The 15,099-nt window shown below is 69.3% G+C and carries 16 protein-coding genes and 1 tRNA gene; 2 read left to right on the forward strand and 15 right to left on the reverse strand.

The genetic code is table 11. The features are described from left to right. Positions 1-167: 167 nt before the first annotated feature. Positions 168-243: transfer RNA gene (locus tag KY493_RS13980), tRNA-Ala, on the forward strand. 18 nt (positions 244-261) lie between these two features. Here the strand turns inward: KY493_RS13980 and KY493_RS13985 are convergent. The 11 genes from KY493_RS13985 to KY493_RS14035 all read right to left on the reverse strand — a co-directional run bounded on the left by KY493_RS13985 (position 262) and on the right by KY493_RS14035 (position 9,914). After that, positions 262-642, reverse strand: a complete 381-nt coding sequence (locus tag KY493_RS13985) for a hypothetical protein (protein WP_219896916.1) — start codon at positions 640-642, stop codon at positions 262-264. 131 nt (positions 643-773) lie between these two features. Beyond that, entirely contained in the window at positions 774-3,011 is a 2,238-nt protein-coding gene (gene pnp, locus KY493_RS13990; protein ID WP_219896917.1) for a polyribonucleotide nucleotidyltransferase, read from the reverse strand. A gap of 237 nt (positions 3,012-3,248) precedes the next feature. Then, positions 3,249-3,518, reverse strand: coding sequence for a 30S ribosomal protein S15 (rpsO, locus tag KY493_RS13995; RefSeq protein ID WP_219896918.1), 270 nt, complete (start codon positions 3,516-3,518; stop codon positions 3,249-3,251). A gap of 71 nt (positions 3,519-3,589) precedes the next feature. After that, entirely contained in the window at positions 3,590-4,534 is a 945-nt protein-coding gene (truB, locus tag KY493_RS14000) for a tRNA pseudouridine(55) synthase TruB (RefSeq protein WP_219896919.1), read from the reverse strand. 39 nt (positions 4,535-4,573) lie between these two features. Beyond that, complete coding sequence (rbfA, locus tag KY493_RS14005; protein WP_219896920.1) at positions 4,574-5,023, reverse strand: 30S ribosome-binding factor RbfA; 450 nt, start codon at positions 5,021-5,023, stop codon at positions 4,574-4,576. Between the two features lie 65 nt (positions 5,024-5,088). Beyond that, complete coding sequence (locus KY493_RS14010) at positions 5,089-5,820, reverse strand: DUF2459 domain-containing protein (RefSeq protein ID WP_255567914.1); 732 nt, start codon at positions 5,818-5,820, stop codon at positions 5,089-5,091. Then, the gene (locus KY493_RS14015) at positions 5,793-6,416 is read right to left on the reverse strand and encodes a hypothetical protein (protein ID WP_219896921.1); all 624 of its coding nucleotides are present in this window, start codon (positions 6,414-6,416) and stop codon (positions 5,793-5,795) included. The genes KY493_RS14010 and KY493_RS14015 overlap by 28 nt, the downstream gene beginning before the upstream one ends. 55 nt (positions 6,417-6,471) lie before the next feature. Continuing rightward, positions 6,472-6,966, reverse strand: coding sequence for a hypothetical protein (locus KY493_RS14020; protein WP_219896922.1), 495 nt, complete (start codon positions 6,964-6,966; stop codon positions 6,472-6,474). 134 nt (positions 6,967-7,100) lie between these two features. Next, positions 7,101-8,099 (reverse strand): alpha/beta fold hydrolase, encoded by a 999-nt coding sequence (locus KY493_RS14025; protein ID WP_219896923.1) that lies wholly within the window; start codon positions 8,097-8,099, stop codon positions 7,101-7,103. Continuing rightward, positions 8,096-9,019 (reverse strand): class I SAM-dependent methyltransferase, encoded by a 924-nt coding sequence (locus KY493_RS14030; protein WP_219896924.1) that lies wholly within the window; start codon positions 9,017-9,019, stop codon positions 8,096-8,098. The genes KY493_RS14025 and KY493_RS14030 overlap by 4 nt, the downstream gene beginning before the upstream one ends. A gap of 109 nt (positions 9,020-9,128) precedes the next feature. Further along, complete coding sequence (locus KY493_RS14035; protein ID WP_219896925.1) at positions 9,129-9,914, reverse strand: class I SAM-dependent methyltransferase; 786 nt, start codon at positions 9,912-9,914, stop codon at positions 9,129-9,131. A gap of 234 nt (positions 9,915-10,148) precedes the next feature. Here KY493_RS14035 and KY493_RS14040 point away from each other — a divergent pair, with 234 nt between their 5' ends. Further along, complete coding sequence (locus tag KY493_RS14040) at positions 10,149-10,613, forward strand: Hsp20 family protein (protein ID WP_219896926.1); 465 nt, start codon at positions 10,149-10,151, stop codon at positions 10,611-10,613. Between the two features lie 57 nt (positions 10,614-10,670). Here the strand turns inward: KY493_RS14040 and KY493_RS14045 are convergent, their stop codons facing one another. The 4 genes from KY493_RS14045 to KY493_RS14060 all read right to left on the reverse strand — a co-directional run bounded on the left by KY493_RS14045 (position 10,671) and on the right by KY493_RS14060 (position 15,097). Beyond that, on the reverse strand, positions 10,671-11,159 hold the full coding sequence (locus tag KY493_RS14045; RefSeq protein ID WP_219896927.1) for an RNA pyrophosphohydrolase: 489 nt from the start codon (positions 11,157-11,159) through the stop codon (positions 10,671-10,673). After that, positions 11,156-12,352 (reverse strand): divergent polysaccharide deacetylase family protein, encoded by a 1,197-nt coding sequence (locus KY493_RS14050; protein ID WP_219896928.1) that lies wholly within the window; start codon positions 12,350-12,352, stop codon positions 11,156-11,158. Before KY493_RS14050 ends, KY493_RS14045 begins: the two co-directional genes overlap by 4 nt. 92 nt (positions 12,353-12,444) lie before the next feature. Beyond that, entirely contained in the window at positions 12,445-13,884 is a 1,440-nt protein-coding gene (locus KY493_RS14055) for a S41 family peptidase (RefSeq protein WP_219896929.1), read from the reverse strand. A gap of 127 nt (positions 13,885-14,011) precedes the next feature. Then, positions 14,012-15,097 (reverse strand): murein hydrolase activator EnvC, encoded by a 1,086-nt coding sequence (locus tag KY493_RS14060; protein ID WP_219896930.1) that lies wholly within the window; start codon positions 15,095-15,097, stop codon positions 14,012-14,014. Positions 15,098-15,099 lie beyond the last annotated feature (2 nt).

Here is a 15,099-nt window from a genome sequence, read left to right on the forward strand (position 1 = left end):
ATATCGTGCGTGAGCCGGCGTTCTAGCGCGGCCGTGCGCCCGGCGACAATGATTTGCGAGCGTGGGCGGCGGCGAGGGCGCTTTCGCCGCATCCCCCGGTTGACACGCGGACCCCCGGCCTTCTATGTCCCGCCCCTGCCTGGAGGCCCGACCAGCCCGCTGGAACCGGGGCCGTAGCTCAGTTGGTAGAGCGCGTCGTTCGCAATGACGAGGTCAGGGGTTCGACTCCCCTCGGCTCCACCAGGCGGTCTTTCCCCAAAATCAGCTTTTCAGCGTCACATAGCCTCGCTCCACCATGCGGCGGATGGCTTCGTAGGCTTCGGTGAGTTCGTCGAAGGCGGTGCGGGCGCTGGTCAGGCGGGCGGCCTGGTCGGGGGTGACGGGGGAGCCGGAGTGGGCCAGGCGCAGCGCCTCGGCGGCCCAGCGGGCGCGGGCGCCGGCGGTCAGGACCGCGAGCTTCTGCAGGGACGCGGGATCGAGCGAGGGCAGGGTCTGGCCGATCACCTCGCGGTTGGCGACATAGGCGGCGTAGTCGATGGCCTCGAGCTGGCCGCGCAGGCGGCGCTGCTCGTGCGGATCGGCGTCCTGCGGCTCGAAATGATCGCTATGGCGGCGCGAGCCGCCCGTCACCTTGGTCGACATGGCCGTCCCTCCCTCAAGGGCGTTTGTGATGGGAGCGTGCGCCGCTTTGGTTAAGCGAGGTTCAACACCGAAAAAGGCCCCGCCGGATCGCTCCGGCGGGGCCTCTTCATCTTAGCGGGTCAGCGATGCGATCAGTCGCGACGGCGACGGCCGCGGTCACCGCCCCGATCGCCGCCGCCCTCGCGCTTGGGACGACCGCCGGTGTCTTCCGACAGCGGGGCCTCGCCGCGCTCGGCGCGCTCGGCGTTGATCTTGTCGGTGATGTCCTCGCCGGTTTCCTGATCCACGACCTTCATCGACAGCTTGGTCTTGCCGCGATCGTCGAAGCCCAGGAACTTGACCTTGACCTCCTGGCCTTCGCTCAGGACGTCGGCCGGGTTGGCGACGCGCTCCAGGCTGATCTGGGACACGTGAACCAGGCCGTCCTTGGCGCCGAAGAAGTTCACAAAGGCGCCGAAGTCGACGACCTTGACCACCTTGCCGGTGTAGATCGTGCCCATCTCCGGTTCGGAGGCGATGGACTGGATCCAGGCCTTGGCGGCGTCGATCTTTTCCTGGTCGTTGGCGGCGACCTTGATGGTGCCGTCGTCGCCGATGTCGATCTTGGCGCCGGTCTTTTCGACGATCTCGCGGATCACCTTGCCGCCCGAGCCGATCACTTCGCGGATCTTGTCGACCGCGATCTTGATCGTCTCGATCTTGGGCGCGTGCTCGCCCAGTTCGGCGCGCGGCGCGTCCATGGCCTTGGACATCTCGTCCAGGATGTGGAGGCGACCGGCCGAGGCCTGGGTCAGGGCCTGCTGCATGATCTCCTTGGTGATGCCGGCGACCTTGATGTCCATCTGAAGGCTGGTGATGCCTTCGGAGGTGCCCGCGACCTTGAAGTCCATGTCGCCCAGGTGGTCTTCGTCACCCAGGATGTCCGACAGGATGGCGAACTCGCCCGAGGGCTCAAGGATCAGGCCCATGGCGATGCCCGAAACCGGACGGACCAGCGGCACGCCGGCGTCCATCAGGGCCAGCGACGACCCGCACACCGTGGCCATCGAGGACGAGCCGTTGGACTCGGTGATCTCCGAGACCAGGCGGATGGTGTAGGGGAAGTCTTCCTTGGTCGGCAGCATCGGACGGATCGCGCGCCAGGCCAGCTTGCCGTGACCGATCTCGCGGCGGCCGGGCGAGCCCATGCGGCCTGCTTCACCCACCGAATAGGGGGGGAAGTTGTAGTGCAGCAGGAAGCTTTCCTTGTAGGTGCCCTGCAGGCTGTCGATGTACTGCTCGTCCTCGCCGGTGCCGAGGGTGGCGACGACCAGGGCCTGGGTTTCCCCACGCGTGAACAGGGCCGAGCCGTGGGTGCGCGGCAGGACGCCGACTTCCGAAACGATGGCGCGGACCTTGTCCAGGGCGCGGCCATCGACGCGGTGGCTGTTCTCGATGATGTCGCGACGCAGGACCTCGGCCTCGCATTCCTTGAAGGCGGCCGAGAACTTGGACGAATCGACGCCGTCGGGGTTTTCGTCGGTCTTCACCAGCTTGGCGGCGGCGGTCTTCTTGGCCGCGTCGACGCCCGAGCGACGGTCGTACTTGCCGGGGTGGGTGTAGGCGGCCTTGATGTCCTCGCCGACCAGCGACTTGATCGAGGCGACCACGTCGGAGTGGTCTTCGCCCTGGAAGTCGAACGGCTCCTTGGCGGCGTGTTCGGCCAGGTCGATGATGGCGTCGATCACCGGCTGCATGCCCGCGTGCGCGAACATCAGGGCTTCGAGCATCTTCTCTTCCGAAAGCTCCTTGGCTTCGGATTCAACCATCATCAGGGCGTCCTGGGTGCCGGCGACCACCAGGTCGAGGTCCGAGGTCGGGATCAGGTCAACGGCGGGGTTCAGCACCAGCTCGCCGTCGATCAGGCCGACGCGCGCGGCGCCGATCGGGCCCATGAAGGGCACGCCCGAGACGGTCAGGGCGGCGGAGGCCGCGACCATGCCCAGAACGTCAGGGTCGTTTTCCATGTCGTGCTGCAGCACGGTGACGACGACCTGGGTCTCGTTCTTGAAGCCCTTGACGAACAGCGGGCGGATCGGACGGTCGATCAGGCGCGAGACCAGGGTCTCCTTTTCGGAGGGACGGCCCTCGCGCTTGAAGTAGCCGCCCGGGATCTTGCCGGCGGCGAAGGTCTTTTCCTGGTAGTTGACGGTCAGGGGGAAGAAGTCCAGGCCGGGCTTGGGCGCGCGGCCGTAGACGACGGTGGCCAGGACCACGGTCTCGCCGTAGGTCGCCAGAACGGCGCCGTCGGCCTGGCGGGCGATGCGGCCCGTTTCCAGCGTCAGCGGGCGTCCGGCCCACTCGATCGTCTTGCGTTTGATGTCGAACATGTTTCGTCTTTCGTCTCCCGCGGGCGTATTCCCGTCGGGGGTGTGCGGAGCGTCAGGCGTTCAGTCCCTCGGTCCCGGTGAACCCGGCGACATGCCGGGGGTGGTGAGAGCCATTTCAGCCCTCGCGTCTTTGCGCCGTTCAGTGCCGCGGCGCGCGGGTCGTATCTAGTTACGGAACGAGGCGCGGACGTGACCGCCCGCGCCTCGCCGATGCGTTTCCGCTCTGGACGCCCCGCCTTAGCGGCGCAGGCCCAGCTTGGTGATCAGCGTCTGGTAACGCTCGCTGTCGACCTTGTTCAGGTGGTCAAGAAGGCGACGACGCTGCGACACCATCTTGAGCAGGCCGCGACGCGAGTGGTTGTCCTTCTTGTGGGTCTTGAAGTGCTCGGTCAGGTTGGCGATGCGTTCCGACAGGATCGCGACCTGCACCTCGGCCGAGCCGGTGTCGCCGGCGCCACGGGCGTTATCGGCAATGATCTCTTGCTTGCGTTCAGCAGTAACCGACATCTTGTTCTCCCTTGGTAGCCCATAGCGCTTCGCGCGACTTGAGGCCGGGTTGGAGTCTCCGGACTTGAGCGTCAGGAGAGATTGAAAACGCGGTCGGGTTCAAGCCGGCCGGCCCGCAACTGACAAAGCGCGACGAGGGTCTGGTCCTGAAAGGCGGACACCGTGCGGGAGCCTTCGGAAAGACGGCTCTTCAGGGTTTCCACCTGGCGGGGGAGCAGAACGATCGGTCGTCCCTGCCGAAGCGAGAAGGCGTCTTCGGTCGTCACGGCCAGCTCCGGGATGTCGTCCAGGGCGGTCGCGACGGGAAGCAAGCCTTCCGAGGCGGCGCCCCTATGCACCAGATCCTCGAGAAAAGCCAGAGTGACGGCGTTTTCCGTGCTGAACGGCCCGACACGCTCGCGCCGCAGCGCCGAAACGTGGCCCTCGGTGCCCAGGGCGGCGGCGAGATCGCGGGCCAGGGAGCGGACATAGACGCCCTTGCCGGTGCGGATGGTCAGCTCGACCCAATCCTGTTCCTTGGCAGCATCCGGCGCGGCTGTCACCTCGGCGGAATGGATCACCACCCGGCGGCTGGCCAGCTCGAACTCGGCGCCGTCTCGGGCCAGATCATAGGCGCGCTGCCCGTCGACCTTGATGGCCGAGAAGCGCGGCGGGACCTGCTCGATCTCGCCAACAAAGGCGGGCAGGGCGGCCTTCACCTGATCCAGCGTCGGCCGCACTTCGGAGCGGGCGATGATCTCGCCCTCGCGGTCCACGCTGTCGGTGGAGACGCCCCAGGCGATGGTGAAGCGATAGACCTTTTGCGCTTCCATCATCATGGGCACGGTTTTTGTCGCCTCGCCGAGCGCGATGGGCAGGATGCCGCTGGCGAGCGGGTCCAAGGTGCCGGCGTGCCCCGCCTTCTGGGCGTTGAACAGGCGGCGGATGCGGGTGACGGCTTCGGTCGATCCCATCTCGTAGGGCTTGTCCAGGCAGACCCAGCCGTCGACCACGTCGCCCTTCTTCCTGCGCGCCATCCTAAATCCCCCTCTCCCAGAGGGGGAGGATCAGAGGGGTCATTGCTCGACCTCGTCGTCGGCCTCGAGGTCGGCGCGGACGCGGGGGTCGGCGAACAGACGGTCGATGCGGCTGGCGGCGTCGAAGCTTTCGTCGTGGCGGAATTTGAGGTCGGGCGTGAACTTCATGTCCAGCTTGGGCCCGAGCCGACCACGGAGGAATTTGGCGTGGGCGTTCAGCGCCTTGATGATCTCGCTCTCGTGGCCGGTGGTCGGGGCGGCCTCGACGCCGGCGCCGAGGGGTTCGACAAAGCAGGTGGCGTGCTTCAGATCGGGCGAAAGACGCACCTCGGTGACGGTGATGGAGACGCCGGCCAAGGCCTCGTCGTGGATCTCCTCCTCGCGCAGGATGTCGACCAGGGCGTGGCGGATCAGCTCGCCCGCGCGCAGCTGGCGCTGGCTGGGGCCGACGGGGCCGGAGGCGTTGCGGGTATGTTGTTTCCTGGCCATGAGAGCCGTCCTTTCGTGCCGCTCGCCGGGGCTCGGACCCGGCTGGAAAAGCGAAGGGGCGGGGTCTAGGCGGCGGGGCCGCCGCTGTCCAGCGGAGCGGCGCGCCGAACGGTCCGCATCACCTCGCCGGAGGTCAGGCTGCGGACCGGACGCACCGCAAGGCCCGCGGCGTACAGCACCTGACCGGTCCAGTGATTGCACAGGTGCAGGATCGAAAAGGTTTCGCGGCTCCTGAAGAAGCGGGCGTCGTCACCGGGCCTTTGTGCGGCGATGCGCGGTGCGCCCGAGGACAGGTCCAGCGACGCCTCGATGCGATCCGCCATTCGGGCAAAGGCGGCGGGCGACAGGCGAAGGGCGGCGCGGCCCTCGGTCGGGTACATCTCGGCGGGATCGCGCGTCTCCGGATCCAGCATCAGCACCGACGGATTGTTCGGGCGGAAGAAGGCGCGGGCGCCGTCGGGCAGGCGACTGGAGATCGGGCTCTGGTCCACATAGAAGCGGGCGTCGCCCCAGCCGATGAAGATCCAGTCTCCCGGCGCGAGCGGCTCGACGGCCTGCGCCAGCGGACCGCCTCGCCGGGTCAGAAGGGCGCGGGGCAGCGCCAGATCGGTATGAAAGCCGTTGTCGAGCAGGTGGACGACCACCGTCTGTTCGCCGGCTCCCGGCCCAACTGGATCGCCCGCTCGGGTCCAGGTCCACAGGGCCGCGCCTGCGCCGATCATCGCGGCGAGGATCAGGATCAGGGGAAAACGCCAGACGCGCATGGATGTCAGCGGCGCCAGAGCAGGCGGGCGCAAGGCGCGGCGCCGTCCGTCGTCAAGGGGAGCAGGATCAGCTCGCGCGCGGTCTGCACCATGGCGAGGCGAGCCACTGGACGGCCGTCGCACAGGGCCGCGCCGGCTTGCGGCCGCGCCAGATCGCGAACCTCTACCTGCACATTGGCCGGCACCCGCAGGGCGCGGGCGTAGGTGTCGGCGCCCGCGAGCGGCTCTCGCGCCTCCAGCAGACGATAGGGCGTGGTGGCGAACGGGGCCTGGCGGGCGAGGCGCAGGTCTGCGCCCTTGATCGTCAGGGCGTCGGACAGGGCGCGGGTCCGCTCGTCGGAAGCGGTCCAGACGCCGTCGGGCGACAGATCGTTGACCGGACGCGGACCCGCCTCAGCGGGCGTGACGTCGATGGCGCGCGTTTCCAAGACGGCGCGATCCGCCACCGCGCGGGCGGCGTCGTAGGCATGGACCAGCGCGCCCTGTTCGGCCAGGCGGTTCAGCATGGGCTCGACCAGCAGGGCGCCGCTCAGCACCGCCGCCACGCCGCCGATGGCCAGCGCGACGGCTGGTCCGGCAGCGAATAGGGGGGCGGGACGTCGCGGCGACGGATGCAGGGCGGCGGTCATGGTCGGAGCATAGCCCGCGACGCCGGCGTCCAGAAGCCGCTTCGCCCCGCAGGCGTTACTGGCCGGCAGGGCCTGACGGCGGCCGCGTCGCCCACTCGCCGCGCCATTCGTAAGCCAGGGCCGCGCAGTGGCGGTACTTGCCGTCGGGCCAGCGGCCGACCGCCTGCATGGACAGCGGCCGCGCGGCGCGAACGCGGCCTATGGCCAGCCAGACCTGATCGGCGGCGGGGCACAGGGCGCGGGCCAGGCCCCTGCCGTCTCCGACCTGCTGCACCTCATACAGGTCGCCGGATGCGCCGGACGGCAGCACCGACAGCGCCTCGGCCGGGCCGCCGCGCTCGAATGTCGCCGACCCTCGCGAGGTGGTGGAGAACAGGCGGTTGACGCGGATCGAGCCGAACAGCCCGCGCTCGACCTCCAGCGTCACGCCGCGCGTCAGCGACTGGGTCAGCCGGTCATTGGCGTCAAAGGCGAGGTAGCGGACATCGGCCAGGGCGGGCGTGGCCGCGGCGAGAAGCGACAGGGTCAGCAGGACGGCGGATGGGCGCATGAAGGTCATCCTTCAACAGCGTTTAAGGCGGCACCGGGGCGACCCCTCCGTCACGAGGCTTCCGCCTCGCGCCATCTCCCCCGTGAAGCGGGGGAAGAGAGCCGCTTGCGTTCTTCTCCCTGCGCGCAGCGGTGTTACACCTGTTCCGGTCCCGTCGATGCGACCTGTTCGGCCAGCGCCTCGAACTCCCGGAAAGCCTCGGCGCGAAGATCGTCGCGCTCCATCAGCACCTCGTGCTGGGCGCCGCCGATCTCGACATAGCGGCCGTGCGGCAGGCGCTTGGTCGCCCAGCGGCTGGTCTGCTTCCAGATCCGGTCGTCGTCAGCCGCCTGCACCACCGTCACCGGAATCCGCACCGATTTCAGCGCCTTCAGCTTCAGCGCCCGCTCGCCGGCGTCCAGCGCGAACGCGAGCCAGCCCCAGGTCGTGCCGCCGATCGCCAGATGCGGGCACGCATACAGTTGCTGGCGCCACAGGTCGTAGCGCCCCTCGTCCGAGGTCAGGGCGTCCTTTTCAAAGGTGTGGCCAAACGGATCGTCCGGTTCGTCCAGCACATAGTCGCCCGCCTTGCCGTGGCGGATGTTCCAGCGCACCGCCAGCTTGACCGACCACATGGAATGCTTGCCGGTCTTGATCCGCAGCATGGGGCTGGACAGCAGCGCGCCCGCGAACCGGTTCTCTCCCGCCTCCAGGCTCAGCAGGTTCAGCGCCGCGCCCATGGAGTGGCCGACCATGATCCAGGGCTTGGGACAGCGCGCCTCGAAGGCGTTCAGCAGGCGCGCGTAATCGTCCAGGAACTCCTCGACCGCACGCGCATGGCCCTTCAGCCGGTCGGGCAGCAGCCGCGCAGACAGCCCCTGCCCGCGCCAGTCGTGCGCCAAGACGCACCATCCGCGCGCCAGGAAGTTGCCGATCACCTCGAAATATTTCTCGATCGGCTCGGTGCGGCCGGGGCTCAGCACCACCGTGCCGCGCGGTTCGGCGCCCGCGAGCGCGGGAGGCGTCCACAAGGCGGCGCGCAGGCGCAAGCCCCCTGCGCCGCGATACCACTCGCCCTGTCCGCCCGGCGGAGACGCGGCGTCCGGCGTGCCCATCAGCGGAGCTTCGGCGGCATAGGCTTGGGCGCGGTTCACTCGGGCTTCCTGAACTTCAAGGTCATGCGGTCGGACTCGCCGATCGCGTCGTACGGCGTGCGGTCGAACTCGGGATCGGCAGGCTGGCCGGCCGGCGCGGTCAGCCGCACGGGCGGCAGGGTGTCGACGCCGAAGGGGTGGTCCTTGGTGTCGGCCTCGTTGGCGTTGATCTCGGAGCCGGCCACGAACTGGAAGCCCGCTTCCTCCGCCAGCTGGCGCACGAACGCCTCCTGCACATAGCCGTTGGCCGCGACCGGGTCCTGATCCTCCTCCGGCTCCAGCCGGTGCTGGACGATGCCCAACACGCCGCCGGGTCGCAGGGCCACAAAGGCGTCGGCGAACGCCTTTTCGGCAATTCCCGCGGCCATCCAGGCGTGCAGGGTGCGGATGAACAGGCACAGGTCGGCGGTTCCAGGCGGCGCGACCGCGCCCGTGCCCGCACCGAACTGGGTGAACTGGATCTCGCCGTAGAGGTCCCGGTCCGAGGTGAAGCGCGCCTGAAAGGCCGCATTCAGCGCCGCCTGCGCCGGATCGGCCGCCGGTCCCCGCGCAAAGGTCGCGGCGAAGTAGCGGCCGCCGCCCTTGGCCAGATAGGGCGCGATGATCTCGGTGTACCAGCCGCCGCCCGGCCAGAACTCCACAACCGTCATCGCGGGCTGAAGACCGAAAAAGCGCAGCGTCTCCATCGGGTGGCGCGCGGCGTCCCGGTCCTTGTCCTTGTTGCGCCAGGCGCCGGCCACAGCCCATTCCAGCGAGCCTTCGGGCGGCCCCGCGGGCGCCGCGTCGGGCGCGGGCGTCGTCGGGGTCGCCTCGTCCCTGCGGCCGCATCCGCCCAGGCAAGCCGTCAGCCCCAGCCCCGCGCCCGCCAGCAGCAGGCCGCGACGCGACGCGAACGGAAAGCCATGCGGATCATCAGCCATACGGTACCCTTGCCGGACGTGCGGCGCCCCGCAGGCCGCCATCCCTGACCCTTCGCTTAGACAGCTTCGCCCCACCGGTCAAAACGGGATCGGTGACGTTTGTGCGAGCCTACTCGGGCTTGCGCAGCCGCAGCGTCATGCGGTCGCTTTCGCCGATGGCGTCGAATGCGGCGCGCTCTTCGGGCGTCAGCACGCGGGCGGCCTGATCGCCGCGCCCCTGCGACTGACGGATCGGCGGCAGGGTCCAGACGCCGAACGGATGGTCGTGGTCGTCCTTTGGGTTGGCGTTCAGCTCGTTGCGCGCGTCCAGCACGAAGCCGGCGTTCTGAGCCGCACGAATGACGTAGCTTTCGGGCACATAGCCGGTCGGCGCCACGTCGGCGGCGTTCAGCCCCTCGGCGCTGCGATGCTGCTCAATCGCCAGGATCCCGCCCGGCTTCAGCGCCCGAAAGAAGGCCTGCATATAGGGCTCGGTGCGCCCGTCGCGAGCCCAGTTGTGAAAGGCGCGGGCGACCAGCACCATGTCCGCCGATCCGTCTTCGACCTGCATCCCCTCCGAGGGGCGGTTCACGGCGACGTAGCGTCCGCCGGTCGCCTGCAGGTAGGGCTGCAGGATCGCGCTCCACCAGCCGCCGCGGCCCGGCTCGATCTCGACCACGGTCATGCGCGGCTGCAGGCCCCAGAAGGTCAGGCTCTCATAGGGATGACGCGCGGCGTCGCGGGCGCGGTCCGTTTCCGGACGGCTGGTCGACGCCACCGCCGCCTTCAGCGCCTCATCCTCCTGGAACACCGGCGGCGTCATGGCGAGCGCCGAGCGTGTCTGAGGCGTCGTCTGGGCGGCGGCGTCGGCCGCTCCGATCAGAAGAAGGGCGGCGGCGGGCACGATCAGGCGCATGGAACAGCTCCGGCAAGGGTCCTGGCCTTCCTGCCTGCGGATGCGACGGCGCGCCAGCGTCGAAGCCTCGCCAGCGACCATTTCACGCGCATCTGCCCCCTCTTGAACGGCCGAAAGCGCCTCCCACATTCCTTTGCGAAGGCGCCGATGTCGGGCCTTCCAGCCAGGCGGCGCCGGTTTCGGGCCGCTCGACTGACACCTTGTGACCTTGCTGATCCTCAGGAGGATGCTTCCATGCGTACCTACGACTTCTCGCCGCTGTACCGTTCGGCCGTCGGCTTCGACCGCCTGGCCAACCTGCTCGAAAGCGCCGCGCGCACGAGCCAGGAAGGCGGCTATCCGCCCTACAATATCGAGACCACGGGCGAGAACGCCTATCGCATCGAGATCGCCGTCGCCGGCTTTACGCCCGACGAGCTGAACATCGAGGTGAAGGAGAACCTGCTCACCGTCTCCGGCCGCAAGACGGCCAACGACGACGGCGCGGCGCAGAAGACCTATCTGCATCGCGGCCTCGCCGAGCGCGACTTCGAGCGCCGCTTCCAGCTGGCCGACTATGTGATCGTCACCGACGCCAATCTGTCGAACGGCCTCTTGTCCATTGCCCTGAAGCGCGAACTGCCCGAGGCGCTGAAGCCCCGCCGCATCGAGATCGGCACGGGCCCGGCCCTGATCGAGGGCGAAGCCAAGGCGGCGTAATCGCTTTTCGCCTGCTGAACTGACTAGGGGGGCGGCGCTTCGGCGTCGCCCCTTTTTCTATGCCCCCAGATGGGCGAAGGCGCGGACCACCTGGGCGTAGGCGTCACGCTTGAACGGCACGATCAGGTCGCAGGCTTCGTCCAGCCGCCCCCAGCGCCAGGCGTCGAACTCGACCTCGCCGCCTTCGTCGATATGGCTCTTCAGATCAATTTCGCTGTCTGGGCCGATCAGGCGAAAGGCGAACCAGCGTTGCTTCTGGCCGGTGAAGCCGCGCCAGGCCTTGGCGTTGTTCATGGCCTCGGGCGGAAAGTCGTACAGGATCCAATCGTCGGTCGCCGCCAAGAGTTCAGCGGACACGACGCCGGTCTCCTCGCGCAGTTCGCGCCGCGCCGCCGCCTCCAGGTCTTCGCCCTCGTCCACGCCGCCTTGCGGAAACTGCCAGTTCCAGGGCGGCGGCGTGGCGTGGCGCTGTCCGTACCAGACTTGGCCCTCCCGGTTGAACAGGACGACCCCAACGTTCGCCCGATAGAGATCGAGATCGGTCACCGCCCCGGCCGCTGCGTCATGGCGGATGCGGGCGCCAGCTGCAGCCCGCGCTGCTCCAGACCGGCGGTCCAGCGCGCGGCTGCCTCCACCGTCACCGGATAGGAGAAGCCGGTCCCGAGCGCCGAGCCCCGAATCTTGGCCTGGGCCTCTAGGCTGTTCAGGGCGGCGATGATGGCGGCGGGCGACTGGGTCTGGTCGATCACCTTGTCGGCGCTGGCGCGCGCCCAGGCGCCGGGCCGCCGCTGGAACGAGCCGTCGTCGAGGAAGGCGACGCCGCGCTGGCGCAGCGTGGTCAGAAAGGCGTTCATGCCCGCATCCGACGCCGAGAACCGGTCGCCCAGATAGTTGGTGACGCCGAAATAGCCGGTGGCGCGGCCCAGGAGCCAGTTCATCTTGGCGCCGATGTCGTCGGCCCCGCCGTCGGCCAGCAGGGTGTAGGGACCGGGGTCGTTGTTGGGATAGCCGGTCGGCTCCATCGGCATCTCGAGCATGACCTCGTGGCCCTGGGCTCGCGCCTGGTCGATCCAGCCCTGAAGGTTCTCGGCATAGGGCACGAAGCTGAGCGTCACATCGGCCGGCAGTCGCTCGATGGCCGCCTTGGTGGTCACGGCGTTCAGCCCGAGGCCGCCGACGATCAGGGCCACGCGCGGCTTGCCGTTGGAACGGAACGGCCGGGCATAGGCCTGCGCGGGCACCCGCCCGTCCGGCGCGATCACCGGCAGCGGCCCGTTCGGTCCCGGTCCCGAAAGACCGGCAAGCGGCGCCTTGGCGAGCGGAGACGCGACCTGCATCGGCGCCGAATAGCTGGAGCCGCCGCCCGCCACCGTGGCTCCGTCCGGCAGGGTGATCAGCGCCTCGCCGCCGGCCGCGCCGCTCAGCGGATCGCCGGTCCCGGTCAGGTCCTGGTACAGTCCCATGGCGCCCATGGAAAAGGCGTCGAAGCCCGAGGGAGCCGGGGTCTCGGCCGCGGCCTCGCGCTTCAGGGCGATGCGCGCCGACGGCGTTCCCGCGCGCGGATCGCCCAGCACCGTCAGAAACAGCGCGCCGGTGGACAGCAGCAGCAGGCCCGCCAGCCCCGCGATCACCGGCGGCTTGCGCACGGCCGCCTTTAGCACCTCGACCGGCTTCAGGGCGCGATCGGGCGGCGGGCTGCCGGCGGCGGCGGCGAGGGCGGACTGGCGTTTGGCGAACATGATGCGAGCTTTGGGACCGAACGGAATCCTTCGACCGCCACTCTCGCGCGGGGCGGGTTAAGAAACCCTAACGCCCGTTCACCACGTTATCGCTATCGCTGGGGCTCGGGCCGAGGCTCGTTGCCGGGCGTGATCTCGGGCGTGCGCGCCGGCGGCTCGACCGGATCGGCTGGCTCGGTCGCGGGAGCAGCCTCGTCCGTCGCATCCTTGCTCTTTTCGGTCACCACCACAGTCTCGGGCGGCGCCGACACCCTGGACACGTCGCCGCCGGCGCGCAGCACGTCCAGCGCCCGCTCCAGCTGATAGTCCGTGTCCTTGTCATAGTCTTCGCCCGGCGCCTCGCGCGGGGTGTGCGGTCCCTTGCGCTCGGCCCCGATCGAGGAGTCCAGCGCCGTGGCGTAGGCGGCTTCCGAATAGATGAAGCTGGAGCGCGAGACGATGCGCGCCTCGGCTTCGGAACGGGCGACCTCCAGGTCCGGCTCGATGCCGATCTTCTGGATCGAGGCGCCGGACGGGGTGTAGTAGCGCGCCGTCGTGATCGACACCGCGCCGTCGCGCCCCCCGCGCAGCGGGATCACCGTCTGCACCGAGCCCTTGCCGAAGCTGGTCAGGCCGACCACCGACGCCCGCTCGTGGTCCTTCAGCGCGCCCGCCACGATCTCGGACGCCGAGGCCGAGCCGTAGTTGATCAGCACCACCAGCGGCAGGCCGCCGATCAGGTCGCCCGGCTTGGCCGCATAGCGTTCGATGTCCTCGGCCTTGCGTCCGCGCTGGCTGACGATCTCGCCGCGCTCGAGGAAGGCGTCCGACACGTCGATGGCGGCGTTCAGCAGGCCCCCGCCGTTGTTGCGCAGGTCCAGCACATAGCCCTTCACGCCGGGCTTCTCGGCCTTGATCTTGTTGATCGCTTCCGTCAGCTCGCGCCCGGTGTTCTCGTTGAAGGTCGAGACGCGCAGATAGCCGAAGTCGCCCTTCACCTCGCCGGTGACCGACTGCACCTTGATCACCTCGCGTGTCAGGGTCACCTCGCGCGGCTCCTCGCCGTCACGCAAAAAGGTCACGCGGATGGAGGTGCCCACCGCGCCGCGCAGTTTCTCCGACACCTGGCTGACGGTCAGGCCCGAGGCGCTCTGGCCCTCGATGGCGCTGATCACATCGCCGGCCTGGACACCGGCGCGGGACGCCGGGCTGTTGTCCATCGGCGAGATCACCTTCACCAGGCCGCCTTCGGAGGTGATGGTCAGGCCAACGCCCGAATATTGCCCCTCGGTGCGCTCGCGCAGCTCGTCGAAGTTTTCCGGCGGCAGATAGTTGGAGTGCGGGTCCAGCGCCGTCATCATGCCCTGAAGCGCCGCCTCGATCAGCTTCTTGTTGTCGACCGGCACCACATAGGCCTGCTCGACGATGCCCAGCACGTCGCCGAACAGCTCAAGCAGGCGGAAGGTCTCGTTGCGCGGGGTCTGGCTGGCCACAGCCGCGGCCGATCCGCCGAGCGCCAGGACGGCGCAGCCGACAACAAGCAGTTTACGCATTCGGTCTCTTTCGGTGGGCTCGGTCATCGACGCCCTGCGGTGAAGGAAGGCCTTGAGACCGCGACGAAATCGAGGCCAATCGGCATTGTTTCCGATGTAAGCCGCCGCGACCGCACTTGCAAAGCGGCTATTGCAGCCACGGTCGGGGGTCGATCGGTCGTTCGTCGCGCCGCAGCTCGAAATAGACCTCGCCGTCGCGGCCGCTGCGGCCCAGCGACTGGCCATCGGCGACGCGCTGGTCGGCCTGGACATCCAGCGTCTCCAGCCCCGCCACCACCGCTCGCCAGCCGGGGCCGAGATCCAGGATCACCACCTGCCCCCAGCCGCCCAGCGGTCCGGCATAGGCGACCCGCGAGGCCGCCGGCGCCCCGACGACGGCGCGATCCGCCCGCCAGCGCCAGCCGCTGGAGCCGCCGCCGTAGCGCTCCGCCGGCTCGGCCGACAGCGGCGGGCTGAGGCGTGCGCGTCCCGCCGGTCGGCTGGCGGTCTGCGTCTCGGTCGCCGGCGGCGTGCTGACCTGTCCACCCAGCGCCCGGATCCGGTCCTCAATCACCCGGGCCGAGCGTTCGGCCGTCAGCGCTTCCGCTCGCAGCACCGCGACCAAGGCGGTCTTTCTGGCCGTCAGGCTTTCAACTTCGGCGCGACGATCGCCTTGCGCGCTTTCGGTGGTCAGCAGCCGTTCACTGGACAGCACCGCCAGCCGACGAATGCGGCCGATCTCCGCCTGCTGGTCCGACAGCGCCTTGGCGCGGCTCTGCAACTCAGGCGCAACCGCCTTGATCAGAATGGCGGCGCGCACCGTATCCACCGCCTTGTCAGCCGGGACCAGCAGCGGCGGCGGCGGCCTGCGACTCATCATCTGCAGCGCGCTGAGCAGCCGGCCCTGGCGTCCGCGCTCGCGCGACAGCTCGCCCACCAGCCGCCCTTCGCGGTCGCTCAGCTCCTTCAGGCGCGCCCGCTGCGCCTCCAGCTGCACGTCTTCGGCCGAGGCTTCGCGCCTGAGCTCGGCCAGGCGCTCCTCAAGATCCCGCAACTCATTGCGAGCCGCGTCGGCGTCGGCCCGCAGTCTTTGCGCCCGCACCGCCTCGTCGCGATATTCGGCCTGCAGGCGCGACAGCTCCGACGGCGGCGCGCGACGGCTGGCGGCGGGCGTCGCGGCCGCCAGCGCCAGAACGGCGACGCCCGCGACACGAAGAAGACCGCCCGTCCGCATCG

Source organism: Brevundimonas sp. PAMC22021, assembly GCF_019443405.1.
Lineage (GTDB): Bacteria > Pseudomonadota > Alphaproteobacteria > Caulobacterales > Caulobacteraceae > Brevundimonas.

Bases quoted from the DNA above. Each gene is read 5' to 3' on its own strand.
- KY493_RS14060 (WP_219896930.1), bottom strand. From the start codon at position 15,097: ATGCGGACGGGCGGTCTTCTTCGTGTCGCGGGCGTCGCCGTTCTGGCG.
- rpsO (WP_219896918.1), bottom strand. From the start codon at position 3,518: ATGTCGGTTACTGCTGAACGCAAGCAAGAGATCATTGCCGATAACGCC.
- truB (WP_219896919.1), bottom strand. From the start codon at position 4,534: ATGGCGCGCAGGAAGAAGGGCGACGTGGTCGACGGCTGGGTCTGCCTG.
- KY493_RS14015 (WP_219896921.1), bottom strand. From the start codon at position 6,416: ATGACCGCCGCCCTGCATCCGTCGCCGCGACGTCCCGCCCCCCTATTC.
- pnp (WP_219896917.1), bottom strand. From the start codon at position 3,011: ATGTTCGACATCAAACGCAAGACGATCGAGTGGGCCGGACGCCCGCTG.
- KY493_RS14020 (WP_219896922.1), bottom strand. From the start codon at position 6,966: ATGCGCCCATCCGCCGTCCTGCTGACCCTGTCGCTTCTCGCCGCGGCC.
- rbfA (WP_219896920.1), bottom strand. From the start codon at position 5,023: ATGGCCAGGAAACAACATACCCGCAACGCCTCCGGCCCCGTCGGCCCC.
- KY493_RS14030 (WP_219896924.1), bottom strand. From the start codon at position 9,019: ATGGCTGATGATCCGCATGGCTTTCCGTTCGCGTCGCGTCGCGGCCTG.
- KY493_RS14055 (WP_219896929.1), bottom strand. From the start codon at position 13,884: ATGCGTAAACTGCTTGTTGTCGGCTGCGCCGTCCTGGCGCTCGGCGGA.
- KY493_RS14040 (WP_219896926.1), top strand. From the start codon at position 10,149: ATGCGTACCTACGACTTCTCGCCGCTGTACCGTTCGGCCGTCGGCTTC.
- KY493_RS14050 (WP_219896928.1), bottom strand. From the start codon at position 12,352: ATGTTCGCCAAACGCCAGTCCGCCCTCGCCGCCGCCGCCGGCAGCCCG.
- KY493_RS14035 (WP_219896925.1), bottom strand. From the start codon at position 9,914: ATGCGCCTGATCGTGCCCGCCGCCGCCCTTCTTCTGATCGGAGCGGCC.
- KY493_RS13985 (WP_219896916.1), bottom strand. From the start codon at position 642: ATGTCGACCAAGGTGACGGGCGGCTCGCGCCGCCATAGCGATCATTTC.